The following is a 25,690-nucleotide window of genomic DNA, read 5'->3' as shown; positions in this document are numbered from 1 at the left end:
ATCTAACAAAAACATCATTGCAACTTATCTATACCTTTACACGACACCTAGTTTAACATGGGGCGATTATTCAAAAATTCTCGCTGCATTCCTCAATAACCCGGCTTTTCTTCTATCTAGATTTCTGATATCAGTTAAGTATCGTGTAGCAAGTTGTTTGTGCCAATTTCTCTGTATTTTCCCATAAATCATAGGAGCGTTGGCTAAAACTCCTACTCCAAATAATTCTTTCAGTAATGCCAAATCTCCCGCTTCATTGTTTAGAACTATATGCACGCCTAAAAACATAGATGACATAGAAGTACACAGTTGAAATATATCACTACTGATATTTTCCTTTGCCGAAAGGATATCGTTCCTAATTTCAAAAACACTCTGTTCTGTTAAATTAGTTTTTGAAAGGTGTGATAGTTCAGATACAGCTAACTTAAACTCTTGTAGCTTTCTCTGAAAACTCTCTTTGTTACGAAGCTCTACAATTCTCTTGATTGGAATTTGATCTAATTCTGTTGGTATTTCTAGAGAAATTAGTTTTTTTATAGCTTTTATTTCCTCAAATCGCTTATTGTAGCTCCAAGTTTTGTCATTTACTCTCCTAATTATTCTTTCATCTGCCAAATCAGTGATTACTGACATATTATTATAATCTCCGATGTTATGAGCTAAAATTGACATATACATTATTCCGAGTTGGTACGGTAACCTAATTCCATTTTCTGATTCATGAGCAAAACCAGCATCAAGGCAATATTCTCCAAACTCATAACTGAATTTTCCTCGGAATAATTCATATACTTGAATTTGAGGTTGCCTCAAAAAATCAAGTATATCTACCTCACCTAATATTCCTAGTAATTTCTTGGGGTTTTTGGTTTCTTTGGACAAACACCAAATTGCATCATCAGTTGACTTACAAATTTCATCATAGGTGGGAGAATATTTATTTAGAAGGTTAGTTTCTTCAAGAAGAAACCTGTGTGTACCCGTTAAATAAGGAGTTCCTTCAAAGGGAACTATTGTACTTACATTATCTAAATAGAGCAATGCAAATTTTAGCCATTCATCATCATTAATTTGAAAACCAGGGTAATAAATGATGTTATCCAATTTTAGTATCTCCTTTAATATATTTTCCAAGTCGATTTATTAGAAATTACAACCTAAAAGATCCTTGTCTACCTTCCCTTATTTTAACACAATTCAGAAAATTTATTATTTTTGATATCATATGTTTTTCATAAGGTATTTTTAAAATCCGAGAGTTACCAATCTAATCGGTATTTCGATTACTTCTGTAATACTGTCAAATTCCTTATTTGATTCATTATTTCGTCTACTTCTATCAAATAATTAACTTCTCATTCTTCTTTTAGAAACCCAACTTGTTTTCCCAGTCTTGAACTTAAATAAAAATAGATTACCCACAATCCCCCATACGACACTTATACTTTCTAATAGATTTTATTTAAGGTATAGTTTATATAATGGAAATTTTAACAAGCCTATGACCTTTTAAGGAGGTCTTAGAGCTATGAATGGTAGTATTAGCAAGAACAAAACAACAGGTAAATACGACTTTATATTTGATGCTGGAAAAGATCCTCTTACTGGTAAACGAAAACAAATCAAAAGAAGAGGCTTTGAATCAAAGCGTGCTGCTATGAATGAGATGACAAGATTGAAAGCTCAAGTATTAGAGAATGATTTCCTAGACTTGAACCATTTAACATATGAGAAGTATATGGACGAATGGTTTCAAGAAAGGAAATTCAAACTTCAACATTCAACGTTTGAGATACATTCCATCTTTTATCGTAATGTAATCAAACCTAAACTTGGGCATTTGAAATTACAACAGGTCACTCCGTTGCAGTTACAGAAATTTGTAAATGACCTAGTTAATCAATCTTCTTATTCAGCACATACAATTCACTTAGTTTTCAGGATAATAAGCTCTTCTTTTAAAAAAGCAGTCATTCTCAAACTAATAAAGAGTGATCCCTCTATTGGCATTACACTTCCGAAAACAAGACAAAGAGAGTTTACAGTGTGGTCTATAGAACAAGTCAATTTCTTTATTAGTGAAGCCCCTAAAATAGCTCGTCTGACCCGCTACTATATTGCTTTTCTCATTGCTATTTTCACTGGTATGCGACAAGGGGAAATTCTTGGCTTGAGATGGAAAGACATTGATTTCGCTACAAATACACTTTACATTAAACAAACAGTGACACAGAACGGGGAGATTAAAGTAGGAGCAAAGAATGAAGCAAGCGTTCGTTCTATACACATTCCAAGTAAATTAGCTGACGAGTTAAAAGCCACTAAAGCTCTTATTTCCGATGAAAAACGTCTTTTAGGAGATAAGTATCATGAGAATGACTTAGTCGTCTGCACACTGGACGGAAAGCCTGTAATAGCTAGGAATTTTAGAAAAGAGTTCTATAAAGTTGTTGAAAAGGTCGATTTACCAAAAATACGTTTTCATGATCTAAGACATACCCATGCCACTATCCTAATTCATCAAAACGTTAACGTGAAGTTGATTTCAGAAAGATTAGGTCACGCAGACATACAAACAACACTTAACACCTACAGTCACGTGCTTCCAAACATGCAAAAAACGGTTTCCGACCAACTTGATAAAATAATTGGCGTGTGACCACTGTGGTGACCCTCATGTTATGCTCCGTATAATTGCATGGTATATAAGCACTGAGAGGGTTAAGAATATCTCTGCCAGAAGAAGGCATGATCGACAGTGCCGAGATCAAAGTCCACCAATCTTCACACGCTCGCTACTTCGAAGACTTCTTAAAATGGGTCGAATACGAAAAGTCGATGCCTGAAATCGTGAAAACGCAAACGATGGGTATGGTTCAGGAGCATATCCAGGAAACCTACCAGGAAGAAAGCGAAGAAAAGGAAGAGTTCGAGCAGGCAATAGAGGAATGGTCTCAGAGTCCGAAGCGGGAGCTACAGGAGCGCTTTACGACCGAACAAGTTGTTGAAGCTACCTCGCAGATTGTGGAACACTCCCCTGACGTTGAATGGAAGCTGAAGCTTGACCACGTATCCGTGAAAGCGATGCTGTCTGACTTCGGCGAATCGATTCATCTTGCGAAGGTAAATGGGAAGTACGTGCTTGCGATTGAAGCTGATTCGATAACATTTGAGAAGGGTTTTTCTCCTGTCGAGTTTCATAAGCCTGATACGCTTCAGGAAGTGGTCGAGCGGATTTACAAGAAGAATGAGAATGAGTCCTAATAGATTACCCGTATCAATCATATCATGCATGTTGATAACCTCACTATTATGTGGGGTTTTTGATTAAAAGATTGTATGTAGACAAGTTCATTCGATTATTCATCGCTACTGAAATAAAACGCTTCATGTATAAATCACCATTTTGAAAGTGAGTCCTTCTTTTTTGTTTTATCCACTCTTTAACCGGGTAAAAAATACTATCATTAGAGTAAGGTGGTATGACATTTATGAAACCCTTTGAACAAGCATTAAAACATCAAGTAGGATTAGGTACAGCACCACTAGGTAATATGTTTCGAGAAGTCCCAGAGGATGAAGCTCTTACAACGATACAAACAGCTTGGGAGCAGGGTATTCGTTATTTTGATACTGCTCCTTTTTATGGAGCAGGCTTAGCAGAGATGCGTCTTGGTAACGTGTTGTCAAAGTATAATCGTGATGAGTATGTATTGAGTACGAAAGTGGGCCGTTATGTAACGGATGATACTGAAAATAAGGAAGGGCTGTTCCAATATGCTCGCAATAATAAAGTGGTTACTGATTACACCGAAGATGCAACGAAGAGGTCTATTGAACAAAGCCTTGACCGATTGAAAACAGATCGCTTAGACTTTGTTTTCGTTCACGACGTTTCCCCAGATTTTCATGGGGATGAGTGGATCGGAAAGTTTGAAGAGGCTCGTAAAGGCGCCTTTCGAGTATTGACACAACTTCGAGAAGAAGGTGTTATTAAATCATGGGGGCTTGGTGTCAATACAACAGAACCAATCGAGATCGCGATGGAACTTGAAGAATTCCGACCTGATGTATGCTTATCAGCTACACAATATACTTTGCTTCAGCATGAACGTGCGTTACAGCGTATGATGAAGACTGCTGAAGAAAAGGATGTAGCGATTGTTGTTGGCGCACCGTATAACTCTGGTGTTTTATTAGGCGGTGATCATTACAATTATGAGAAAGCGGATGACGAGATTATTGCCAGGGTCAATCAGTTAAAAGAAATAAGCAATAAATATGATGTCCCTTTAAAAGCAGCTGCTCTTCAATTTTCAACTTCTCACCCTGCAGTGAAATCTGTGATTCCAGGGTCAACACGTCCAGATCGAATAAAAGAAGATATTGAAATGATCCAACGCGATATACCGAAATCTTTTTGGGAGGAATTATTACAGAAAGGATTTATCTCTCCCGATGCCCCTTTACCTACTACGATCAAATAAAGATCTTAACTAAACAAAAATGGACTTCCCTACTGGAAGTCCATTTTTTGTATATCCTTTATTTTATCCTAATCATAAATTACTTCCTCATCCTCTTTCGTTTATGCCACTTGAAATACACTTTATTTTCCGGATGAATGTTAATTTTTTTTCGTTGACTTAAACCGTACATGTCATATTCTTCATCTTGAATACTTGAAGAAATGTGTAATCGCCCCTGCCCATCAAAGGCAATTAACCCTTCATCATAAAGAGCGGCGTGGTTTTGACAAAGGAGTACCCCATTAAAAGGATCCAATCGCTCTTCGTGGGAGCAATCCTTCCATGGTTTAGCGTGGCTTGCTTTAAGTAATTCTGGAAGTTTAATGGCACAAAGAGCACACTGACCTTCCCATAACGGAGCAACTTCATTGCGAAACTTTAACTTTCCCCATCTCATTTTCATCTTCGCTTCTGATTCTGTTTCCGTAATGATCGGTATTAATGTATTACGTTCCGTTCTTCTAACTTCATCCACAGTTAACTCTAATTGTTCTTCATTTATACGATAAAAATTGGACTCGCTAATGAGCTCAAGTAACTTTATAGTTAGTGCTTCATGACACGGATATAAATAGCCGGGATTTCCACTTGCATCATGTTGGAATGGTGCATATTTGAGAGGTAATAGAGGTGCAATTTCTTCAAATTTTTCTCTTACATTTAGCGGAATATCCAGCTCATGGTATTCTAGCGCGACTAAATATCCTTTCTCTGATTGCGTTTGATGCCATAAGGTGGATGGTCTCAACTCTTCTCTACAGTCACTTTCAGCAAGACTAACCGCTACAATCTCTCCTTTAACATAATGGAAAATCGGATCTCCTTTTTTGACTTCTTTCATTCTTTTCCACGAATGAGGCTCGTGGCCACCTTTATCTTCTTTTGGTGACCAGATCACCCCTGCTTCTTTTTCTTCAGCATATGTATCTCCTTGCATGACAATAAAACTATTCATCTTTCTTCCTCCAGCTTTTGAGCATATTTCTCTAGGTGATCTTTTTATACTATCCAAGTTAAAGTATATGGATGATTTGCTTATCATTCAAGTTATTCCGTCTCTTAAGTGTGTAATATCAGTTTTTGACTCAAAAAAAGACCGAGCAAGCTCGATCTTTTACTAACTGTCTATAATAAAGCATAGCAACTGTTCTATGGTTGCATCGGCCGAACGACAACTTCATTCACATTCACATAATCAGGTTGCGTTACTGCATACACAACGGCACGTGCAATATCATCCGCTTGAAGGGCTTTCATTGAAGAGGCACGATCTTTAAACATGTTGAGGACCTCTTCATCCGTAATATGATGAGTTAATTCAGTTTCAACAGCACCTGGAGAAATATTCGTAACACGCACACCAGTTTTAGATAATTCCTTTTCAAGTCCCATTGAAAGGGCTCTTACGGCATATTTTGTAGCACTATACACGGCACTTGAAGCAAATACTTCATGACCTGCTACACTTGAGACGTTAATAATATGGCCACTCTCTTGTTTTAACATATCTGGCAGCGCTGCATGAATGCCGTACAAAACACCTTTGATATTCACATCCACCATTTGACTCCATTGATCCACTTCATCATTTTTCATAAATGATAGTAACATCACTCCAGCATTATTGACCACGATGTCAACCTTTCCAAATTCTTGTTTGGCTTGCTCAACCAGTTGCTCCATTTCTTCTTTTTTGGTAACATCCGTTTTCACGACTAAGGCTTTTCCATTTGATTGATTCGTGATGAAGCTCGCTAAGTCAGTCAGTTTTTCTTCACGACGAGCTGCTAGCACTAGACTTGCTCCTTCGTTCGCTAGATGTTTCGCTATCGCTTCTCCAATGCCACTACTAGCTCCAGTTACGACTGCTACTTTTCCATCGAGTTTCATCAATTAATCGCCTCCGCTAAATTTTAGTTATTCATATTGACTGTAGCATAATCCCTTGAAAATTTTGAATTCTATGCTCAATAATGAAACGCCCCATGCTTTGTTGGGGCGTTTCGTTTTAGGGATCCATAAACCTTTAATTGATATAACGATATTCCATCAATCGGTTTAAAATATGAACTTCCTGCAGAATCTCTTCTCCAATGTTTGTTTCACGAACTTTTTTTCTTTCTAATTCTTTATCGACTAATCGTTTTACTGATAAGACATCTGCCCCGTGTAATAAAACTTCTTCCTTAGAATTAAATAGTTTATGAGCAACAAGTTGCATGCCGTAAGAATTAAATAATAACGTGTATCCTGCAATACCTGTTGTGGATTGATAAGCTTTTGAGAAACCACCATCAATCACAATCATCTTGCCATTTGCTTTAATTGGATTTTCCCCATCAATTTCTTTAACAGGCGTATGTCCATTAATAATATGACCTTGATCTGGATTAAGTTCAAATTCTGTTAGAATCTGACGACAGACCTCTTCTTCCTCACGCAAGTGATAATAAGGATTTTTTCTTTCTTTATGGCTCTTCTTATCTTTTATAAAATATCTTTCAAAAGTCGTCATTTCTCTCTTACCGAACAGAGAAGAATATTCGCCGGTCCATAAATACCAAACCATATCTGTCGAAAGATCAGCTGTTTCTTCAGGATGTGCGAAAGCATAACGTAAATAGTCCTCAAAAACATCAAGTAACTCTCGACCAGCATACGTTTTATTTTCAATGTTCATTTTTTCCATATGGCCATTCTCATCAAGAGGGATACATCCATGAATTAATAGATTGCCATTGTACTTTAAATAAAGACTGCCTTTTTTCATTAGGAAGTTCATATGTCTAGCAAGCTTTTCCGAGTGCTGCACTGAAAACAAAAGCTTGTTGATGACTTCCTCCTCCTCCTCTAATAGCTTGTCAGGTTGATCTGGATTAATGGTTGAAAAACAGGTGTTTTCTAACGGATACGTTTGCCCATGAATCGTAATGGTGTTTTCTTGATAATTAATTTTCTCTAATAAAAGTCTTTCAGACATATTAAAGTAAGATCTTCTCTTGATAATTGGACTCTCTAGTTTAAACTGGATCATCGTAATCGCCTGATGGATTTTCGTGATTTGACATTTTTCATGACTCGTTTGTTTTTCGTCGGATTCTCTTTTAGGCGCAAATGCGGGATTATCATCATAATATTTTTCTGCAAGATTCAGTAAGGGTCTAAGATTTATGCCATAAACATCTTCAATAATTTCTAAATTATTGTATCGAGCACAGATACGAATAATATTAGCAAGACATACTTTAGATCCTGCAAACGCACCAATCCATAAGACATCGTGGTTTCCCCATTGAATATCTACCGAATGATACTGTATGAGGGTATCCATAATTTTGTCAGGTTCTGGTCCTCGATCATAGATATCCCCCACAACATGAAGGTGATCTACTACTAATCTCTGCGTCGTATAGGCTAGCCCGGTGATTAGCTTATCAGCTTGATTCAATGAGATGATTTGTTGAAGTATTTTATTATAATAAGGTTCTTTATTCGTAAGATCTGCCGTTTTATAGAGAAGCTCCTCGATAACATAAACAAACTGAGTAGGTAAAGCTTTACGTAATTTGGAGCGTGTATATTTGGAAGAGGCATACGAAATGAGCTTTAGCATACGTTCAATCATCACTGTATACCATTCGTATAATTCGTTATCATTACTAAAAGAATGTTTAATTAAGTTGATTTTTTCTTCTGGATAGTAAACGAGCGTCGCAAATTCGTTCAACTCATCTTCTGGTAATTCATCTTTAAACAAATCAGTAATTTTCTCTTTCACTTTACCTGAACCATTTCGTAGTACATGTTGAAAGGCCTGATACTCCCCATGTAAATCACTTACAAAATGCTCAGTTCCTTTTGGTAGATTTAGAATGGCTTTAAGGTTGATGATTTCAGTAACAACTTTTTCTTCACTATCATATTTTTGAGCAAGTAGATCTAAATATTTTGTGTTCAAGCTGATGTATCCCCTTTCAAATTACTGTTAAGTGTGAATTGAGAACGATTGCAACTAGTCTTTCTGGGATTTTCTTTCATAGTTGGTTCTTTACATTGATAGTAACATATTTATAAAATACTAAAATAAAGAATATAGCCGTATCCTACTTACCCCTCATAGGAAAAAGAATGAATGACTTACGATACTGCGATTTTCATTTTTCAATGAAAGAGGTACAAAAAAGCAGCTCCAATTGGGGCGCACGATAACAAGGTGCCACCTCAAATGAAACTACTGTTAACTTTACTTCTTTTTATTGAACTGTTTTTTCTGCTGCATCAACGGTATGTTTTAATAACATCGCGATTGTAACCGGGCCCACACCACCCGGAACAGGAGTAATATAGGACGCTTTCTTAGCAGCCGCTTCATATTCGACATCTCCAACGTTTCCTTTGTTATATCCAGCATCCAGGACGACAGCTCCGTCTTTAACCCAATCACCTTTAATAAATTCAGGCTTCCCTACAGCAGCAATGACGATATCTGCTTGCTGCACATGTGAAGCAAGGTTAGTCGTTCTAGAATGACACGTTGTTACTGTTGCATTTTGGTTTAATAAAAGAGCAGAAACAGGTTTTCCTAGAATCGGACTACGACCCACCACAACGGCATGCTTACCTTCAGCTTGTATATCGTAGTCTTCCATGATTTTCATAATTGCAGCAGGTGTACACGATGGGTAGGTTCCAAAGCCAAGAGCAGTTTGGCCATATCCAGCACTCGTTACACCATCAACATCTTTCTCAATTGCAATGGTTTCAAAAGCAAGACGTTCATCAATATGAGAGGGAACAGGATGTTGAAGCAATATACCATGTACAGAAGCATCTTCGTTTAACTTTTCTATTGTCTGTACGAGCGTTTCAGTTGTGGTGTCTTCAGTGAGGTGAATTTTTTTAGAGGTAATGCCTACCCGCTCACACGCATTGCCTTTCATTCTTACATAAGTTTCTGAAGATGGATCATCTCCAACAAGTATCGTAACAAGGCTTGGTGTTACATCTTTTTCTTTAAGAGATGCAACTCTTGTCTTTAACTCTTCTTTTATGCGATTAGCAACTGCTTTACCGTCTAATATTTTTGTTTCGTTTGTCATGTGAATTCCTCCTGAAAATTGGTAAAGAATGAGTAGTCTCATTACTTCGCCCAGACGACCGGCATTGTACGTCACAGCTCCCCTGTGGTTACTTCCACAATTGTCGTCAGTTACTGCAACGAATGATTTCTACGGATATAGTAGCATAAAACAGAAGAAAACGAAAGAATCACTGAAGTTTTCTTCATAAAAAGTGAACAAAAATCAAAAAAACGTATTAAATGTTCGCTTTTAATCTCGCCTGTAGGAATGGTTGAATGACTTTATTTGATATCTTGTTCGAAAGATAAGCAAGGAAGTTTTATTTCAAAAGTAAAACCTCATTATAAGAGGAACCCCACCAAACGATAACTAGCACAGACAACGTAAATAGAATATCTACTAGCCAATTAATTCGTACTCCATTTACTGTATACAGCCAATGATCCTATAATAAAATCGCGGCAAGTAATGTAAGTACCGAAATAATTCTTCCTATATATCGTTTTCACCAATTTTCTTAAAAATGAATTCTTTACTAGTTTATTGGAAATTCATTATATGGGCAAACACACATGTGTAGTAACAATAAAAAAAGATCCCTTGAATAGCAATGCTATTCAAGGGATCTTTGGAATGCGCCTTAGAGGATTCGAACCTCTGACCCACAGCTTAGAAGGCTGTTGCTCTATCCTACTGAGCTAAAGGCGCACGATATAGAGAATCTACCCTAATCCACCTTGAGTATATCACGATTTAAATTAAGATGGGAAGATCGTTCTCAATTCTTCTACAAAATATGTATTGGAGCGGGTGATGGGGATCGAACCCACGACATCAGCTTGGAAGGCTGAGGTTTTACCACTAAACTACACCCGCAAAATGGCTGGGCTAGCTGGATTCGAACCAGCGCATGACGGAATCAAAATCCGTTGCCTTACCGCTTGGCTATAGCCCAATCTTGGTGGAGGGGGACGGATTCGAACCGCCGAACCCTGAGGGAGCGGATTTACAGTCCGCCGCGTTTAGCCACTTCGCTACCCCTCCATGATGAAATTGTTTTGTTTATGGTAGCGGCGGAGGGGATCGAACCCCCGACCTCACGGGTATGAACCGTACGCTCTAGCCAGCTGAGCTACACCGCCACTTACATTATGTATGGTGCGCCCGAGAGAAGTCGAATCCCTAACCTTCTGATCCGTAGTCAGACGCTCTATCCAATTGAGCTACGGGCGCAAAAATAAATATATGGTGCGGGTGAAGGGACTTGAACCCCCACGTCGTAAGACACTAGATCCTAAGTCTAGCGCGTCTGCCAATTCCGCCACACCCGCATATGTTGTGCATCAGCGACGTTTAATAATATACCATTAAGTTATTAATCGTGTCAATTGTTATTCCAAAAAAACATAAAAGAATTTCTGTACGAAGAATGAAAGCGTTGACAGGCTCTTATCCCTCTCATACGATTAGTGATAGAAAAGGAGTTGTTTCATATGAGTTTATCACAATCCATTACAAATGCTAAACAATTCGACGACAAAGACCCTCTTGCGAAGTTTCGGAATGAATTTTATTTAAAGACCAACACGTTTTATATGGATGGTAATTCTCTTGGACTTCTTTCCAAAAGAGCTGAATTCACCCTTCTTCAATCGCTTGAAGATTGGAAACATCATGGCATAGACGGTTGGACTGAGGGACAACAGCCTTGGTTTTATATGGCTGAAAACCTTGGGGAAATGACATCTCATTTAATAGGCGCTCACCCTTCTGAGACGATGATAACTGGCTCAATTACTACGAATCTTCATCAAATGCTTGCTACATTCTTTAAACCCTCAGGTCATAAAACGAAAATTCTTGCCGACTCTCTTACTTTCCCTTCAGACATTTATGCACTGCAAAGTCAACTTGAACTTCACGGTTTATCACCGGAGACTCATCTTATTCAAGTGCCGAGTCAAAATGGAAGAACATTATTAGAAGACGATATTATTGAAGCAATAGATGAGACAGTTGCCCTCATTCTCCTCCCTTCTGTCCTTTATCGAAGCGGACAGTTGCTTGATATTGAGAGATTAACGAAAGCAGCACATGATCATGGCGCAATGATTGGATTGGATTTGGCTCATTCAATTGGCGCTATCCCCCATAGTCTTCACGAGTGGAATGTCGATTTTGCCGTTTGGTGTACATATAAATACTTAAACAGCGGACCAGGTGGTGTTGGTGGTCTTTTTGTTCACGAAAACCACCTCGGGCGGCGCCCTGGTCTCGCAGGATGGTTTAGTTCTAAGAAAGAAGTGCAATTTGATATGAGCCATACGCTTACTCCCGCTGAAACAGCTGGTGCTTATCAAATAGGAACCCCTCATATATTTAGCATGGCTCCATTGATTGGTGCATTAGATATAATGAATGAGGCCGGCATAGAAAATATCCGAAAGAAATCTCTTTCACTTACAAGGTATTTAATAAATCTAGTTGAAGAAAACTTACTCGAGGATGGTTTCGTTATTACAAACCCTACAGAAGATACTCGTCGTGGAGGGCACGTATGCCTTGAACATGATGAAGCCGCTCGTATCTGCAAAGCATTAAAGCAAGAGGGAGTAATTCCGGACTTTCGCGCACCTAATGTGATTAGACTTGCGCCGATCGCCCTTTATTCATCTTATGAAGACGTCTATTACGTTGTTGAGATTCTTAAAAGCATTATGCGTGAAAAAACGTATCAACAATTTTCTAATAAACGAAATGTAATCGCATAAGTTTGCATATTTCCAAACCTCCCCATTCATACTAAACATGATTACAATGAAGGAGGGAATCTGGATGAGTCAACTGAATGAACTTGAACTTCAAAACTTGCGACACATGATTGGCGGCCACGAAACACTGGCAAACAAACTTGATTCGTATGCAGCGTCGTGTACATGCCCTCAGCTGAAACAAATGCTACAAAAAGACGCACAGGATGCTCGTAATACGCAACAACAACTGATGGGCTTTTTAAGCTAAGGAGGGATATTATGAACGAAAAAGATATGGTGAATGACTATTTATCCGTGTTAAACAGCAGCTTAAGTAATTACGGTAGCGTGATCTCTCAAGCAGATAACCAGCAGCTTCGTCAAGCTCTTCAACAGATCCGTAATACTGATGAACAAAGACAGTATAGTCTTTATCAATATGCAAAGCAGAAAGGTTACTATCAACCTGCCGCCCCTGCTCAGATGAATGAGATTCAACAAGTTAAGAACCAACTAAGCGGTGCGCAACAACAAAATAATCAGCCACCCCAAATGCAATGAGTAAGAGCCGGTGAAAACCGGCTCTATGTCTTTATGCTCATTTTTTCATAATTTTACAAATAACGTTTCGCCTTCCCACTATATGGATATTTAAACTAGTACTACATATAAGGAGTGATGGCGATGGACGTTATTTTAAATGCAATAACGGAATTTTCCGCTTTTATCTGGGGTTATCCAATGATGATTTTACTTTTAGGCGGTGGCTTATTTTTAACAATACGTCTCGGTTTTTTTCAAATTCTATTTTTTCCTCACGCTTTAAAACATACGATCGGAAAAGTGTTTAAAAAAGAAAAAGGAGATGGCACAATCTCTCCCTTTCAAGCATTTGCTTCAGCTTTAGCTTCAACAGCAGGGGCAACAAACATTGTTGGGGTTCCTGTTGCCATAGCTTTCGGGGGACCAGGTGCCATTTTTTGGATGTGGGTAGTATCCATTATCGGCATGTCAACTAAATTTTCTGAAATAGTTCTCGGTATTAAATATCGTGAAGAAGATAAAAATGGGGTTTATGTAGGCGGCCCTATGTACTACATACGGAAAGGATTAGGTTGGAAATTTGCTTCTTCGCTCTTTGCTTTTGGGTTAATGATTGAAATCATTCCAAGCGTCATGGTTCAAACAAATTCTATCTCAACTCTTTCAGAAAGTTCTTTCGGAATGCCGACTTGGCTCACTGGTGTTATTTTAATTATTCTTATTACGGCTGTTGTACTTGGTGGAATTCAAAGAATCGGTTCAGTAGCTGAAAAGATCGTTCCATTTATGGTTCTTACATATATTGCTGGTGCCCTCGGCGTCATGATTATTAATATCGAGGAGTTTCCAAACGTCATGAGTCTTATTTTCATACATGCGTTTGAACCGATCTCCGCAGCTGGTGGATTTGCAGGCGCTGGATTTGCTGCAGCAGTTAGATGGGGACTTGCTCGCGGACTTTATTCGAATGAGGCTGGGATGGGGACCGCTTCGATCGCTCATTCTGCCGCACATACTCCTCACCCATGTAGACAAGGGTTATGGGGCATCTTCAGTGTTTTCATTGACACTATCGTCCTTTGTACAGTGACTGCCTTCACAGTCCTATTATCAGGAGCATGGCAAGATGTAAAGCCTTCTAATGCAGCTGATATGGTTTCAGATGCTTTCTCAGGACTAATGGGTCCTACATGGGGACCGATTTTTGTCTCTTCTTTGTTGTTGATTTTTGTCATCAGTACAATTGGTGTACTGGTGTTTTATGGTGAAAAACAAGCCGAGTATTTATTTGGCATCCCTTTTTCAAGAGTCATGCGCTTTGTTTATATTCTTTCAATCTTTGTAGGTGCCATAGGCGGACTACAATTTGTTTGGGAGCTTGTTGACATCACCCTTGCTTTGTTTGTAATCCCAAATGTGATTGCCATCCTATTCCTTAGTAAGGAAGTGAAAGAGCTAACGGACGATTACAAATATAATTTCTTGAAACAAGCTCAAACGAAAGATAAAGGAATTAGTTCATAAGTTTTTTCTTGGACATTTACCTAATTTAGGTTCTCCTCCGCTCCAGCCTATATCATTTCTAGACGCCAACATACAGTGATATGGAAAGAGAAATTAAAGGGGGACCTAATATGTATTATGCAAACAATGCACCTTACGGAAACGAACCTTATCAGCCAGTTGCTGGAGCTTCTTATGGAATGCCGTGTCACCGTCCAGCCGGAAATGGCTTCGCGCTAATTGTCGTTCTTTTTATCCTGCTTATCATTGTAGGAACAGCTTTCATTAAATGCTAGTCCACAGAGCAAGAGCCAACTGGTTCTTGCTTTTTACTTGGCTTGAATTGTTCGATTCTCCATTCGCTGTTATAGTGATAAAGAATGCGTGATGAAAGAAGTGATTCAATGAAGACCCTTTTAATTGATATGGACTCCGTTATATGTGATTTAATGTCGGAATGGCATCGAAGATATAACGAAGATTATCAAGATAATTTATCTGTTGAAAAACTGAAGTGCTGGCGTTCTGAAGATTATGTTAAAAGTGAGTGTGGCGAGAAAATTTATAGTTATCTGGATCAGCCAGGAATGTTTCTTCATTTAAAACCTCTTCCGAACGCTCTCGATGTTTTGAAACGTCTCTCTGTAATCTATGATGTTCTAATTGTAACGAGTAGCCGTACATTTGCTTACACTGAAAAAGAACAGTGGGTTGAGAAAAACCTCCCTTTTATCGGTAAGCGCAACTTAATTTTCTCTCATCGAAAAGAAATGATCCGCGGTGATTTGTTGTTTGATGATGCGCCGCATAATCTCATGGCATTTAAAAATTCTGGTCGAACAGCAATCGCTATGAATTATCCTTATAATGCAGAAATTGACGTTCCTCGTGTTAACAATTGGCTTGAGTTTGAACAATGGCTCGCAACATGGAAGTGAGGGCAAAGTTGTGAATCACAAAAAAGATCTCCTGATTATTGGAGGTGGCCCTGCTGGTATATCAGCTGCTATATGGGCAAAACGCCTCGGACTGAATCATTTGCTTCTAGAAGAAAAGAAAGATCTCGGTGGTCAATTAAACACGATTTACAATCAAATCGTAGATTATCCTGGAATAATCGCACCGAATGGCAAGTATCTTCAAAAACAATTTAAAAAACATGCCGACGAAATCAATTTTGATTATGCATTGAATTCGTCAGTTAAATCGATTAATTGGAAGAAGAAAATTCTTTCAACATCTGCAGAACATACATACGAATTTCGTTCATTGCTGATTGCAACAGGTTCATCACCTCGAAAACTTGATGTGCCTGGAGAGCAAGAAATGATTGATCAGAAAGAAGTTTATTCAGCGACTAGGGACAAAGGAAAATTCGTTAACAAAAACGTAGCGGTAATTGGTGGCGGTGACCGAGCATTTGAAGGTGCATTGTTGCTTGCTGAAACCGGAGCAAAAGTCACTCTCATTCACCGTTCTACTCATTTTAAAGCTCGTCAAGAATATAAAGATCCTGTATTCGAACACGAGAACATCACACTTCTCACCGAAACGGTCGTGAATCAAATTGAAGGAAAAGGAAGCAAAGTATTATCCCTTTCCTCTAATGGCCTTTATAAAACGATGGAAGTAGATGGTGTATTTATTCGAATCGGTGTCCAACCAAACACCAATCCCTATCGTCAAGGGATTGAAATAGACCAGGAAGGCTACATTAAGTGTAATGCATTTGGCGAAACCTCTCTTCCATACGTATATGCTGCAGGAGATGTTTGTACACGCCCTCTGTTATCGAGCATTGCTTCAGCCGTCGGTCAGGGAATGACTTCTATAAAACAATTATCATTTTTTCTGGAAAATTAAAAAAGGACCTCTAGGTCCTTTTTTGATTTTTGGAATTTATGGAAATGTTCGGTGTCTTTTGACTGAAGTATTGCTTCTTCCAAAAATCAAACAAATGATAATGAATAGAAATATACCGATACCTAGATAAAGAATGGTACTACTTGAAAGAACAGTTTCCGTTTCTTCATCTTTGACTTCCGCTATAGGTGTCATTTCATTTGTTACTTCAGAATCTTTTTCTCCTAAGGGAGTCTTCATTAAGTGATCAGAATCAAGAGTTGAAACATACGAATCCCCAACAATTTCAAGATTGTTTTCACTTGATAACTTCAAATCAATCGGATGATCTTCTATCTGATAAAGCGTTATGTTATCAGATAAACTGTACTCTTGTTGATCAACAACACCTAGTTCAGTTCCTTTCTCAAATTGAACAGGTGAAAAGGCAGTAAATCCATAATTAAAAAGATTTAGTGTGTCCTGATAAGCAATTCTGTCATCAGATGCTTTCATCGTAACAGCAATTAAATCTTGATCACCTTTCGAAGCTGTGGTGACCAAGGTAAAACCAGATTCTGATACGTAGCCGTTTTTTCCTCCAGTAACAAAATCATAATCGAGTATAAGACGGTGGTGATTAATAAGCGTTGTCTCCCAATCTTCACCGCTCCACTCCATTTGTTTTATTCCAAATAATGATCGAAAATCTTCGTTTTTCATTGCATATTGGGTTATTTTCGCCATATCTTCCGCGGTAGTAAAATGATTTTCATCAAAAAGACCGTTTGGATTTACAAAATGTGTGTTGTGAACCCCTACTTCTTTTCTTAAAAAATCGTTCATCTCACTAGAGAACGATTCCACACTTCCACTTAAATGCTCCGCAATTGCAATGGCGGCATCATTTCCCGAATTAATCAGCATCCCTTTTACCAATTTTTCTAATGGAACCTGTTCTCCTTCTTTTAAGTAAACTCTTGTACCGTCTACTTCCCTTGCATAGGCACTAACAGTAACCATCTCATCCATTTTATTGGACTTCACTGCCATTAGTGCTGTCACTATCTTCGTAATACTTGCAGGATACATTGCGTCTTTACTGTTTTTTCTATAAAGAACTTGGCCAGTTTTCCCATCCATAAGGATAGCTGTTTCGCTTTGGATGTTTGGCGTATCTTCTGCAAAGGCTGTGTTCGGGATTAAACCAATCAGTAAGAATACGGCGACAATCAGTTGCGCATAATGTTTTTCGATCATGGATGCTCCTCTTTCTTTAATATGCTAATACATTGTTCGTTTCAATTCGTAATGGATTGTCTAGTATAAAAGACCTGATACGATCCTTATTATAGCTTTGATAAAGACTTCTGAATACGATTAATTGTATTTACCCTTAATTTAAAACTTTCAGCTTGCAAATGTGTATTTCAATCATTTTTCATTTTAGTTAAATGTAAAAAAAAACAAAATAAAAACCGCTAATAGCGGTGTAGTTAGGAAGCATATGAACCTTTCCATTGCTCGATAATATGCTGGGGTGCGCTCCAAGATAGCCAGGATACGAGTACTTTATTTTCTTCCGTTAACACCATCCAGTACTCTACTCTTTTTTTGTCAAAATTCTGGTAAAATCCTGATTTCTTGATAAAACGATCCATGCTCGAATCCCTCCAATTTACTTGTGGTCTATCTAATGAATTCGACTATCATATGATAAATCCTCTAAATTTTCAGAAAACTAAAAGTGCTTTCCATTATGTTCCTTTACTAAAATTGTATAGCAAAACATCCTTCGGAGCATCATATTAGTCAAGGAGGTGTACACAACATGGCAAACAACAATAGCTCAAACAATCTGGTAGTCCCTGGTGTACAACAAGCTTTAGATCAAATGAAATACGAAATTGCAAGTGAATTCGGTGTTCAACTTGGTCCAGACTCCACTGCTCGCTCTAACGGTTCTGTTGGAGGAGAAATTACAAAACGTCTTGTCCAAATGGCTGAACAGCAAATGGGCGGCGGAAGCTACTAATCGCTAACTGCATAGTATGGATAAAAAAGGCGGAGCAATCCGCCTTTTTCTTATTCTCCAAGAAGGTTGGACGTTTGAATCGCATACTCAATCAGTTCAGCTAAGTCACTTATTTGATCTTCATTGATTTTTCGGTTAAATTCTAATACGACATGAGTGGTTAATGACACGTCCTCAAGATCTGATGCATAAGGAAAAGAAACCGTTTGACTGATTGTTGGACGGTATCCCCAGATGCTTCGAATATCTTCCTCAGTTTCAGCACAATCGTCTTCATGTAAGATCGGAACATCGAAATAGATTTTTATTTCACATCCGGGTTCAATTTGGTCAAGCTGCAGCTGTTCTGCACTAAAATTAGCAAGATCAGCAAAAAGCTCGATTGTTACATAAACATTTTCATTCCCGGTAAACTTCATTAAATATTTGCGAGAAAGTGAAGCGAGATCGACAAAGTCTTCTCGACTTACAATCGAGATCTCACCTTCTAGATCTCGATCGTAAAGTTCCCCTTCTAATACTACTTTTACATTTTCATAAATGGTTGGATCAAACATACCGTCACCCCCTATCACTTCACTATATCATGAATGGTAGAGGGTAAGTAGTTAGGAATGACGCGGGTGGGATTTAGCAAATTGAATAAACGTTTCTTCATCTCCTATTTCCCCACATGCGGCACATTGAACTCGAACATTTGGGCCTTTGTATTCCATATGAAAGGGATCCGCTTTCCCTTCCTCCATTACCGAAACCACTTCTCCTGACTCTGGATCTAATTTAACCGAAGTTGCTTTCTGTTCAATTTTGTTAAATCTCATTCGATTCGTTTTACACCTTGGACACAAATAAGCTGTCATGAACTCACTCCTTTTATCATAGTGTTACACTAAAAAAGGAAATTTTATTCATTTATTACGGTGCGTGAAATTTATAATCAAAACGGGAGACTCTCCCGTTTTACCTCACTTCTTCTAACAACTTCTCTAACACATATTCAACCGATTGGACCCGTTCATTAAATTTCTTTGGCCCTGTATCTTTTTGCCAGGCGACAACTGAGATCATTTCAATATTTTCGTACGTATTTTTAATTTGAATAGGATATAAATATTTGGGTTTATTCTCCATCACCCATTCTCTCGCAAGTGGTTCCCATTCCTTTAATAGCATTAATGCCTTGTCGGCAAATGGTTTCACTTCATCATAGAAATTCACCTTGTAATCATGAAGATGTGTTCGAGTTGTATATTGTAATCTTGCTTCTTCATTTATCTTTAATAATTCAGCTGTTAATTCACGTAGTGTTTTATTGTTTTGCATCACACTCACCCCCACCATTCCTATCCTAACACACGAATCTCATCCACAAACAAAAACCTTATATCCTACCGGGACATAAGGTCAGAAGGGAACCATATTCAACTTTTTCTAGAAACTGAACAGACTCATGATCCAGGGACGCTTACCTTTGCCCGTCGACTGACCTACTGCCTCTTGAATAGACGTATGATCTTCAAGCTCCATTAACTTCTCTTCTAATGACGTAATCTTCTTCATTAATTCATCAAGTTCGGTGCGGTGCTGAAGGACTTGCACGGTAATCACTTCATTCGCTTTTTCTTCCAACTGACGCTCAAGCTGTTCCAATCTTACTGAAAATCGATCTAGCCTTTGTTCAAACCGTTCAGGGGATACCATGACTTGTTCAGGAGGATCACTCGCTCCGGATGATTTTATTTTTTCCATTGAGTAACCCCTTCTTAAATCGTTTTTAATTAATTTTAGCTCCTCCACTGTTTCACTCGAAAAAAGAAAGTGTCCAAGCTCATTCTTTTCACACTCTAAATCAAAATACTTTACCCAGCGTTGAACAGTAGTAGGGTTTACACCAAGTTCGTCTGAAACCTGCTTTGTCTTTAATAACATGCAATCCCATCCCTTCTGTCATACTCAGGCCATAGCCTGTAAGTTTGTATACGTACTATTCTCTTTTTCTTTTCCATTGCCTTCCTCTTTGACAAAACTAGAACGGTTTCGCCAAAGGTAGTGGTTTAATGCTAAAGGAAAGTACTTTCGACAATTATGTAGCATGATTTTGTAACATCTGCTCAAACTAAGTTAAGGAGGTGTAACAGATGAGCAAAAAACAGAAATTCACTAAAACAAATGACAAACAAAAACAGCAAGAATCAAAAACAGGATATGGAAATAAAAAATTGGAAGGTCCGGATCGTCCTTCCACTTAAAAGCAGGGTTAGTTCCTGCTTTTTTTTATGAGCAAATTTTCTATTTCAATCGCAATTCGAATTTCACTTCTTTTCTTCTCATACCAATCTGATAAGGCAAGCTCAGGCGGTAACCTAACATCATTTTCCAGCATTTTCTTAACGAGCGCTTGTCGATTATACCAATCCCGTTTTTTCCCTCGATGATGTTGGATAATTGGATATACTTGCCTTAACATGGGGCCTTCTCGTTTTTTCCCCATCTTGCTTTCATAGTCAAATCTTGACCCAGTTGGGAAGGTAGTAGAAGCAAACCGAAAAAAGCTAGGATAGTATTTCGGATGAAAGAGCAATTTAGCTAATTTTTTCCCAAGCACGATACGGTTCTTCGTGTGACAGAAACGACTAACAGATAAACCATATAACTCTCCTTCTAATGTCGGAAAGAGTACCGTACTAAAATGAAACCAATCTTGAACCGTAAAAAAGAAGGAATGAAAAACTTCTTTTGCATATGTATGATGTTCCATGACTGGTCCTTCAATCACATGCTGTTCGTTAATAATGAGAGCTGTCATTAATCGTTCTTCATTCCTAGACTTAAAAAACGTTTCCCACTCTTCAAGAATAAAACTCGAAATTTCTAATTCTTGTCCAAGATCTAAAAATGACGAATTCGTTTTTTTACAGTATTCATATAACAAAAGTTGCGGTGCTGCGTCTTCAAAAATGGTCCAGTTTGCGCGTTCATATGTCATGAAAAAATTCATTAATTGTTTTTTGTTTAACGCTTTTGGAAACCACTCACCCTGTAAGTCACACATGCTCCAACCAGCGTTTCTTGAAACCATTGAAGCTAGAAATGCCCACTTAATTTCAGAATTCTGTTGATAAAAACGATGATAAAATACGGTACGTGAAATATTATCCATGTTCCATCTTTCTGTTTCTTTTTGAATCTTTGCCATGATCTCTTTCGTGTTTTTCACCATATTTTTCACCTGCTTGAAACATTTTTGTCGGACAACTCGTATTAAGTAAAGTAAAATAGATTCAGTGCACCTTCTAAATAGAAAGGATGATTAACGTGCCGATTCGATATCCGAACGGAAAGCCGTACGTCCCTTCGGCTCAGAATCAGCTTGCAAGTCAAAAACAACCGTCATACAGCAACCGTGGTATGACATTAGAAGAAGATATAAATCAAAGTAATACGTATTATCTCTCAACAGGTAGAGCCGTTATTCACAAAAAGCCTACCCCTGTTCAAATTGTTAATGTTGATTACCCAAAACGGAGCGCCGCTGTGATTAAAGAAGCATACTTCAAACAGGCTTCTACAACAGATTACAATGGGGTATATAAAGGGAAATACATCGATTTTGAAGCAAAAGAAACGAAAAACAAGACGTCTTTTCCGCTAAATAATTTTCACGAACACCAGATCAGTCATATGGAGCAAGTAAATTGTCATAATGGGATTTGCTTTGTACTCCTTCGCTTTTCAATGACAGACGAGGTGTTTTTACTGGATGCCGTCACTCTCTTTTCTCATTGGGAAGTTATGAAGAATGGTGGAAGAAAGTCTATTAAGAAAGAAGAGATTGAACAGACCGGTATACGAATCCCTTACACGTATCAACCGCGCATTGACTATCTGAAAATTATTGATAAAATGTATTTCAGCTAAAGAAGTCATAATTAATTCATAAAACAATGGATTCATTCGAATCCTATAACCAGTACAGGTTTGAAAGGCAGGAATATTCATGAGTGAATATCAATCACGTCAAGAAAGACGTAAAACAAGCGGGAAGAAAAAGAAAGCTCCTAAAAAAACGGGTAAGAGAGGAATTTTTAAAAAAATCTTCCTTACATTAGTTGTTTTATTTCTAGTCGGTTTAGTGGCTGGAGGCATAACAGCAATTGCCTATATTAATAGTGCACCAGAGCTGGACCCAGATAAGCTTACAAATCCACAGTCATCCGTGATACTTGATCGAGATGACAAAGAAGTACAAACAATTCAAGGCGCCGATGCTAGAGAAGTAGCAAAAATCGATGAAATACCCGATGTTCTAAAAAATGCGTTTGTCTCTGTTGAAGATACTCGTTTCTACGAACACTTCGGAATTGATCCACGCAGAATTGGAGGAGCCGTGCTCGCAAATATTACAAACGGTTTTGGAGCTGAAGGTGCAAGTACTATTACTCAGCAGGTGATTAAGAACTCTCTCTTAACCTCTGAAAAATCGTTGGAACGAAAAGTACAAGAAGCTTATTTATCGATTAAGTTAGAGCAAGAATATTCAAAAGATCAAATATTAGAAATGTACTTAAACAAAATTTATTTCGGTAATGGCGCATGGGGCGTAGTGGATGCAGCTGAAACGTACTTCGGTAAAAACATTACGGAAGAAGAATTAACACCTGGTGAAGCAGCATTGCTCGCAGGACTACCACAGCGTCCAACCTACTACAATCCTTACGAATACCCTGATCAAGCAGAGCAGCGTCGAAATGTTGTTTTGAGCTTAATGGAAAAGCAGGGTGTGATTACAGCGGAAGAAGCCGATAAGTATCAGGCTGAAAAAGTGAGCGATATGATTGTCGCACTCACGGAAGAAAAAGAAACAGATCAATATAAAGTTTTTATGGATCAAGTGGTTAAAGAGCTTCGCGATCGTGATGATATTTCTGAAAAAGATATCTACTCCGGTGGGCTTGAAATATACACGACGCTTGATACACGCGCTCAGGATATTACGTCTAATGTGATCGCAAACTATCCTTACTCGAATGAAGAGATGCGTTCAGGTCTTGTTCTAATGGATACGAAAACAGGCTCCATTCGTGCGATTGGTGAAACGCGAAAAGATGAAAGTGTTATTACGTATGCAACAACAGGTAAGTTTCAACCAGGCTCCACTGCTAAGCCAATTCTTGCCTATGGTCCTGCCATTGAAAACTTGCAGTGGTCAACTGGCCGATCGATTAAAGATGAACCTCTTGATAACAATATTCGTAACTGGGACCGGAAGTACCGTGGTCAGGTATCTATGAGACGTGCTCTTGAAATGTCATACAATGTACCGGCTGTTAATACGTACCTTGAGGTTGGAAAAAAACCAGCTCAAGAGTTTGCTAACAAGCTTGGAATGAACTTAAAAGATGAAGATATGGTTTCTTCTGCGGCAATCGGAACATTTAGTACTTCTCCCCTCCAAATGACCGGGGCGTATGCGGCATTTGGGAATGGTGGAATGTACAATGAACCGCACACTGTTCGAAAAGTGGTCTTCCCAGATGGAAAAGAAATTAATCTTGAGCCTGAACCGGAGAAAGCAATGAATGATTATACTGCTTATATGATTACAGATATGCTGAAATCAGTTGTAAATGAAGGAACGGGGACAGATGCAAAAATACCTGGACTTCCTCTTGCAGGTAAAACTGGAACGACTAACCATCCAGAAGATGTCGTTCAATCACAAGGATTTCCAACTTCAGGTATTGTGAGAGATGCTTGGTTTGCCGGCTATACGACCGAATACTCGATGGCCGTTTGGACCGGATTTAATGAACCCAATAAGCATTATTTGGACTCAAGTAAAGGCGAAGACGATTCATCTAAACTAATCTTTAAAGAAATCATGAGTCAGGTCTCTGAAGGCATCAACACGGCTGACTTTCAGAAACCCGAATCTGTAGTAGAAGTTGGCGTGGAAAAAAGCACTGGTTTACTTCCAAGCGATTACACACCAAAAGATCAAATTGTGTATGAACTCTTTGTTAAAGGAAGCACACCAGAAAAAACGTCTAACAAATACAAACAACCTGATGGTGTAAAAGGCCTATCTGCACAATATAAAGCAGATTCAAACAGTATCTCCCTCTCATGGCAGCCAGGTGAAGATAAATCATTCACGTATAAAGTTGAAATGGCTGTTAACGGTGAAGGCTACCAGGGATTAACGGAAACCGGTGATACTGGATTTACTGTACAGAATGTTGAAAAAGGTAGCGAATATAAATTCAAAGTAACTGCCGTTTCAGATTCAGGCGTTTCAACGAAGCCAGCTGAAACATCTGTTTCAGTTCCAAAAGAAGAAGAAGCTCAAGAGCCTGAAGAACCGACAGAAGAACAAACTCCTGAAGAAGAAGGCGAAACGCCACCTGAAGAAGGAAATGATCAAAACGGCGAAGGGACTGGAAACACCGAAGGCAATCAAGGTGATGAAGAACAGCCTCCTGCTGAAGATCAAGGCGGAAATACTGGTGACGAAAATCAGGGTAACAACGGTGGAGCAAATGGTGAGAATGGTTCTGGGAATGATACTGGTACGACTGAACCAGGTAATTCTGGGGATACCGGAAACACAGAAGAACCTGACACTGGTTCAAACGCCCCAGCCAATGCACCTGCCACTGAAAATAACTAGCACAACAAAGCCCAATCTGCGAGCAGATTGGGCTTTTCGTTATGTTTTAATCAGCGCCTTACTTCCTTCAGGCTCTCTGTTTCATTCGCTTTTGTCCCTCACGACAAAGCTCTAACAGTGGACAGATTTCGCACTGCGGAGATTGCGCTTTACAGTGGTACCGTCCGAAGAAAATAAAGCGATGATGAGACACGGACCACTCTTCTTCTGGAATTTTTCGCATTAGCGTTTTTTCAACTTCAAGTACAGAGTCTTTCCACCTGCATATTCCTAGACGCTTGCTCACTCTCTCAACGTGCGTATCTACAGCGATTGCAGGCACATCAAACGCTACAGAAGCAATCACATTGGCTGTTTTACGCCCAACCCCTGCCAACTTCATTAATTCTTCCCTCGTCTCAGGAAGAACACCATCATGCTCTTCTATCACGGTCCTAGCTAGCTTTTTAATGTTTTTCGCTTTATTACGAAATAAACCAATTCGTCTGATGTCGTTTTCTAATTCTTCAATAGGCACATGAAGAAAGTCCTCCGGCCCATTGTATTTCTGAAATAAATCTGGTGTTACTTTATTAACAAGCGCATCTGTACACTGAGCGGATAGAACGACCGCGATGGCAAGTTCAAAAGGTGTGGAATGATTCAACTCACAGTGTGCATCCGGGAACATTTCTCCCATCGTATCAAGAACAGTTCTTATTTGGGGTTTCGTTAACAACAGTTCTACTTCC

25 protein-coding genes, 7 tRNA genes, 1 pseudogene and 1 riboswitch are annotated in these 25,690 nt (G+C 38.6%); of the genes and pseudogenes, 13 read left to right on the top strand and 20 right to left on the bottom strand.

The window, feature by feature from the left end:
• Window positions 1-66 precede the first annotated feature (66 nt).
• Entirely contained in the window at window positions 67-1,107 is a 1,041-nt protein-coding gene (locus PQ511_RS13020) for a hypothetical protein (RefSeq protein WP_273852320.1), read from the bottom strand.
• 424 nt (window positions 1,108-1,531) lie between these two features.
• Between PQ511_RS13020 and PQ511_RS13015 the strand changes: the two genes are divergently transcribed.
• The 3 genes and pseudogenes from PQ511_RS13015 to PQ511_RS13005 all read left to right on the top strand — a co-directional run bounded on the left by PQ511_RS13015 (window position 1,532) and on the right by PQ511_RS13005 (window position 4,490).
• Window positions 1,532-2,662: a site-specific integrase gene (locus PQ511_RS13015; RefSeq protein WP_273852319.1), complete on the top strand. Its 1,131-nt coding sequence runs from the start codon at window positions 1,532-1,534 to the stop codon at window positions 2,660-2,662.
• Window positions 2,663-2,736: 74 nt separating this feature from the next.
• Window positions 2,737-3,267: pseudogene (locus PQ511_RS13010) on the top strand (DUF3900 domain-containing protein); the annotation flags it as partial.
• A 227-nt stretch (window positions 3,268-3,494) separates the two neighbouring features.
• Window positions 3,495-4,490 (top strand): aldo/keto reductase, encoded by a 996-nt coding sequence (locus PQ511_RS13005; protein ID WP_273852318.1) that lies wholly within the window; start codon window positions 3,495-3,497, stop codon window positions 4,488-4,490.
• Between the two features lie 79 nt (window positions 4,491-4,569).
• Here PQ511_RS13005 and PQ511_RS13000 read toward each other — a convergent pair whose 3' ends face one another.
• The 11 genes from PQ511_RS13000 to PQ511_RS12950 form a co-directional block, all read right to left on the bottom strand.
• On the bottom strand, window positions 4,570-5,487 hold the full coding sequence (locus tag PQ511_RS13000; RefSeq protein ID WP_273852317.1) for an HNH endonuclease: 918 nt from the start codon (window positions 5,485-5,487) through the stop codon (window positions 4,570-4,572).
• Between the two features lie 194 nt (window positions 5,488-5,681).
• Window positions 5,682-6,422, bottom strand: coding sequence for an SDR family oxidoreductase (locus tag PQ511_RS12995; RefSeq protein WP_273852345.1), 741 nt, complete (start codon window positions 6,420-6,422; stop codon window positions 5,682-5,684).
• Between the two features lie 136 nt (window positions 6,423-6,558).
• Entirely contained in the window at window positions 6,559-8,490 is a 1,932-nt protein-coding gene (locus PQ511_RS12990) for a fructose-1,6-bisphosphatase (protein WP_273852316.1), read from the bottom strand.
• 295 nt (window positions 8,491-8,785) lie between these two features.
• The gene (locus tag PQ511_RS12985) at window positions 8,786-9,631 is read right to left on the bottom strand and encodes a bifunctional 5,10-methylenetetrahydrofolate dehydrogenase/5,10-methenyltetrahydrofolate cyclohydrolase (RefSeq protein ID WP_273852315.1); all 846 of its coding nucleotides are present in this window, start codon (window positions 9,629-9,631) and stop codon (window positions 8,786-8,788) included.
• Window positions 9,632-9,672: 41 nt separating this feature from the next.
• A riboswitch (ZMP/ZTP riboswitch) is annotated at window positions 9,673-9,755 on the bottom strand.
• 492 nt (window positions 9,756-10,247) lie between these two features.
• Window positions 10,248-10,321, bottom strand: a tRNA-Arg gene (locus tag PQ511_RS12980).
• A gap of 94 nt (window positions 10,322-10,415) precedes the next feature.
• A tRNA-Gly gene (locus PQ511_RS12975) sits at window positions 10,416-10,489 on the bottom strand.
• Window positions 10,490-10,493: 4 nt separating this feature from the next.
• A tRNA-Gln gene (locus tag PQ511_RS12970) sits at window positions 10,494-10,568 on the bottom strand.
• 4 nt (window positions 10,569-10,572) lie between these two features.
• Window positions 10,573-10,657 (bottom strand) — tRNA-Tyr (locus tag PQ511_RS12965).
• Between the two features lie 21 nt (window positions 10,658-10,678).
• Window positions 10,679-10,755 (bottom strand) — tRNA-Met (locus PQ511_RS12960).
• 14 nt (window positions 10,756-10,769) lie between these two features.
• Window positions 10,770-10,846 (bottom strand) — tRNA-Arg (locus tag PQ511_RS12955).
• Window positions 10,847-10,859: 13 nt separating this feature from the next.
• Window positions 10,860-10,944, bottom strand: a tRNA-Leu gene (locus PQ511_RS12950).
• 162 nt (window positions 10,945-11,106) lie between these two features.
• Here PQ511_RS12950 and kynU point away from each other — a divergent pair.
• From kynU to PQ511_RS12915, 7 genes are all read left to right on the top strand, one after another.
• Window positions 11,107-12,384, top strand: coding sequence for a kynureninase (kynU, locus tag PQ511_RS12945; protein WP_273852314.1), 1,278 nt, complete (start codon window positions 11,107-11,109; stop codon window positions 12,382-12,384).
• A 64-nt stretch (window positions 12,385-12,448) separates the two neighbouring features.
• Window positions 12,449-12,634 (top strand): hypothetical protein, encoded by a 186-nt coding sequence (locus PQ511_RS12940; protein ID WP_224594154.1) that lies wholly within the window; start codon window positions 12,449-12,451, stop codon window positions 12,632-12,634.
• Window positions 12,635-12,645: 11 nt separating this feature from the next.
• Window positions 12,646-12,927 (top strand): spore coat protein, encoded by a 282-nt coding sequence (locus tag PQ511_RS12935; protein ID WP_273852311.1) that lies wholly within the window; start codon window positions 12,646-12,648, stop codon window positions 12,925-12,927.
• A 123-nt stretch (window positions 12,928-13,050) separates the two neighbouring features.
• Window positions 13,051-14,433 (top strand): alanine/glycine:cation symporter family protein, encoded by a 1,383-nt coding sequence (locus PQ511_RS12930; protein ID WP_273852310.1) that lies wholly within the window; start codon window positions 13,051-13,053, stop codon window positions 14,431-14,433.
• Window positions 14,434-14,543: 110 nt separating this feature from the next.
• Window positions 14,544-14,708 (top strand): YjcZ family sporulation protein, encoded by a 165-nt coding sequence (locus PQ511_RS23755; RefSeq protein ID WP_420541699.1) that lies wholly within the window; start codon window positions 14,544-14,546, stop codon window positions 14,706-14,708.
• Between the two features lie 108 nt (window positions 14,709-14,816).
• Window positions 14,817-15,350, top strand: coding sequence for a 5' nucleotidase, NT5C type (locus PQ511_RS12920; RefSeq protein ID WP_273852309.1), 534 nt, complete (start codon window positions 14,817-14,819; stop codon window positions 15,348-15,350).
• 10 nt (window positions 15,351-15,360) lie between these two features.
• Window positions 15,361-16,275 (top strand): NAD(P)/FAD-dependent oxidoreductase, encoded by a 915-nt coding sequence (locus tag PQ511_RS12915; protein ID WP_273852308.1) that lies wholly within the window; start codon window positions 15,361-15,363, stop codon window positions 16,273-16,275.
• A gap of 36 nt (window positions 16,276-16,311) precedes the next feature.
• Here the strand turns inward: PQ511_RS12915 and PQ511_RS12910 are convergent, their stop codons facing one another.
• Both PQ511_RS12910 and PQ511_RS12905 read right to left on the bottom strand, forming a co-directional pair.
• On the bottom strand, window positions 16,312-17,514 hold the full coding sequence (locus tag PQ511_RS12910) for a D-alanyl-D-alanine carboxypeptidase family protein (protein ID WP_273852307.1): 1,203 nt from the start codon (window positions 17,512-17,514) through the stop codon (window positions 16,312-16,314).
• A 236-nt stretch (window positions 17,515-17,750) separates the two neighbouring features.
• Window positions 17,751-17,915 carry a hypothetical protein gene (locus tag PQ511_RS12905; RefSeq protein ID WP_273852306.1) on the bottom strand — a complete coding sequence of 55 codons (165 nt, stop codon included), beginning with the start codon at window positions 17,913-17,915 and terminating at the stop codon, window positions 17,751-17,753.
• Window positions 17,916-18,085: 170 nt separating this feature from the next.
• Here PQ511_RS12905 and PQ511_RS12900 point away from each other — a divergent pair, with 170 nt between their 5' ends.
• Window positions 18,086-18,289 carry an alpha/beta-type small acid-soluble spore protein gene (locus PQ511_RS12900; RefSeq protein ID WP_098443926.1) on the top strand — a complete coding sequence of 68 codons (204 nt, stop codon included), beginning with the start codon at window positions 18,086-18,088 and terminating at the stop codon, window positions 18,287-18,289.
• Between the two features lie 50 nt (window positions 18,290-18,339).
• On the opposite strand, the gene PQ511_RS12895 is transcribed toward PQ511_RS12900, so the two are convergent.
• The 5 genes from PQ511_RS12895 to PQ511_RS12875 form a co-directional block, all read right to left on the bottom strand.
• A complete protein-coding gene (locus PQ511_RS12895; RefSeq protein WP_273852304.1) occupies window positions 18,340-18,846 on the bottom strand; it encodes a hypothetical protein in 507 nt (168 codons plus the stop codon).
• 51 nt (window positions 18,847-18,897) lie between these two features.
• The gene (locus tag PQ511_RS12890) at window positions 18,898-19,149 is read right to left on the bottom strand and encodes a DNA alkylation repair protein (RefSeq protein ID WP_098443928.1); all 252 of its coding nucleotides are present in this window, start codon (window positions 19,147-19,149) and stop codon (window positions 18,898-18,900) included.
• A gap of 100 nt (window positions 19,150-19,249) precedes the next feature.
• Complete coding sequence (locus tag PQ511_RS12885) at window positions 19,250-19,612, bottom strand: YppE family protein (RefSeq protein WP_273852303.1); 363 nt, start codon at window positions 19,610-19,612, stop codon at window positions 19,250-19,252.
• A 108-nt stretch (window positions 19,613-19,720) separates the two neighbouring features.
• Complete coding sequence (locus PQ511_RS12880; RefSeq protein ID WP_273852302.1) at window positions 19,721-20,218, bottom strand: MerR family transcriptional regulator; 498 nt, start codon at window positions 20,216-20,218, stop codon at window positions 19,721-19,723.
• 328 nt (window positions 20,219-20,546) lie between these two features.
• Entirely contained in the window at window positions 20,547-21,509 is a 963-nt protein-coding gene (locus PQ511_RS12875) for a DUF2515 family protein (protein ID WP_420541698.1), read from the bottom strand.
• A 95-nt stretch (window positions 21,510-21,604) separates the two neighbouring features.
• Between PQ511_RS12875 and recU the strand changes: the two genes are divergently transcribed.
• Together recU and PQ511_RS12865 are read left to right on the top strand one after the other, a co-directional pair.
• Window positions 21,605-22,207 carry a Holliday junction resolvase RecU gene (gene recU, locus PQ511_RS12870; RefSeq protein ID WP_420541697.1) on the top strand — a complete coding sequence of 201 codons (603 nt, stop codon included), beginning with the start codon at window positions 21,605-21,607 and terminating at the stop codon, window positions 22,205-22,207.
• 79 nt (window positions 22,208-22,286) lie between these two features.
• The gene (locus PQ511_RS12865) at window positions 22,287-24,959 is read left to right on the top strand and encodes a PBP1A family penicillin-binding protein (protein WP_273852299.1); all 2,673 of its coding nucleotides are present in this window, start codon (window positions 22,287-22,289) and stop codon (window positions 24,957-24,959) included.
• A 67-nt stretch (window positions 24,960-25,026) separates the two neighbouring features.
• Here the strand turns inward: PQ511_RS12865 and nth are convergent, their stop codons facing one another.
• Window positions 25,027-25,677, bottom strand: a complete 651-nt coding sequence (nth, locus tag PQ511_RS12860) for an endonuclease III (protein WP_273852298.1) — start codon at window positions 25,675-25,677, stop codon at window positions 25,027-25,029.
• Between the last annotated feature and the right edge of the window lie 13 nt (window positions 25,678-25,690).

The sequence above is a fragment of the Guptibacillus spartinae genome, assembly GCF_028610625.1.
Classification (GTDB): domain Bacteria; phylum Bacillota; class Bacilli; order Bacillales; family Guptibacillaceae; genus Guptibacillus; species Guptibacillus spartinae.
This window is presented reverse-complemented; position numbering and strand designations above follow the sequence as displayed.

Bases quoted from the DNA above. Each gene is read 5' to 3' on its own strand.
- PQ511_RS13015 (WP_273852319.1), top strand. From the start codon at position 1,532: ATGAATGGTAGTATTAGCAAGAACAAAACAACAGGTAAATACGACTTT.
- PQ511_RS13005 (WP_273852318.1), top strand. From the start codon at position 3,495: ATGAAACCCTTTGAACAAGCATTAAAACATCAAGTAGGATTAGGTACA.
- PQ511_RS13000 (WP_273852317.1), bottom strand. From the start codon at position 5,487: ATGAATAGTTTTATTGTCATGCAAGGAGATACATATGCTGAAGAAAAA.
- PQ511_RS12995 (WP_273852345.1), bottom strand. From the start codon at position 6,422: ATGAAACTCGATGGAAAAGTAGCAGTCGTAACTGGAGCTAGTAGTGGC.
- PQ511_RS12985 (WP_273852315.1), bottom strand. From the start codon at position 9,631: ATGACAAACGAAACAAAAATATTAGACGGTAAAGCAGTTGCTAATCGC.
- kynU (WP_273852314.1), top strand. From the start codon at position 11,107: ATGAGTTTATCACAATCCATTACAAATGCTAAACAATTCGACGACAAA.
- PQ511_RS12940 (WP_224594154.1), top strand. From the start codon at position 12,449: ATGAGTCAACTGAATGAACTTGAACTTCAAAACTTGCGACACATGATT.
- PQ511_RS12935 (WP_273852311.1), top strand. From the start codon at position 12,646: ATGAACGAAAAAGATATGGTGAATGACTATTTATCCGTGTTAAACAGC.
- PQ511_RS12930 (WP_273852310.1), top strand. From the start codon at position 13,051: ATGGACGTTATTTTAAATGCAATAACGGAATTTTCCGCTTTTATCTGG.
- PQ511_RS23755 (WP_420541699.1), top strand. From the start codon at position 14,544: ATGTATTATGCAAACAATGCACCTTACGGAAACGAACCTTATCAGCCA.
- PQ511_RS12920 (WP_273852309.1), top strand. From the start codon at position 14,817: ATGAAGACCCTTTTAATTGATATGGACTCCGTTATATGTGATTTAATG.
- PQ511_RS12910 (WP_273852307.1), bottom strand. From the start codon at position 17,514: ATGATCGAAAAACATTATGCGCAACTGATTGTCGCCGTATTCTTACTG.
- PQ511_RS12905 (WP_273852306.1), bottom strand. From the start codon at position 17,915: ATGGATCGTTTTATCAAGAAATCAGGATTTTACCAGAATTTTGACAAA.
- PQ511_RS12900 (WP_098443926.1), top strand. From the start codon at position 18,086: ATGGCAAACAACAATAGCTCAAACAATCTGGTAGTCCCTGGTGTACAA.
- PQ511_RS12895 (WP_273852304.1), bottom strand. From the start codon at position 18,846: ATGTTTGATCCAACCATTTATGAAAATGTAAAAGTAGTATTAGAAGGG.
- PQ511_RS12890 (WP_098443928.1), bottom strand. From the start codon at position 19,149: ATGACAGCTTATTTGTGTCCAAGGTGTAAAACGAATCGAATGAGATTT.
- PQ511_RS12885 (WP_273852303.1), bottom strand. From the start codon at position 19,612: ATGCAAAACAATAAAACACTACGTGAATTAACAGCTGAATTATTAAAG.
- PQ511_RS12880 (WP_273852302.1), bottom strand. From the start codon at position 20,218: ATGTTATTAAAGACAAAGCAGGTTTCAGACGAACTTGGTGTAAACCCT.
- PQ511_RS12875 (WP_420541698.1), bottom strand. From the start codon at position 21,509: ATGGTGAAAAACACGAAAGAGATCATGGCAAAGATTCAAAAAGAAACA.
- PQ511_RS12865 (WP_273852299.1), top strand. From the start codon at position 22,287: ATGAGTGAATATCAATCACGTCAAGAAAGACGTAAAACAAGCGGGAAG.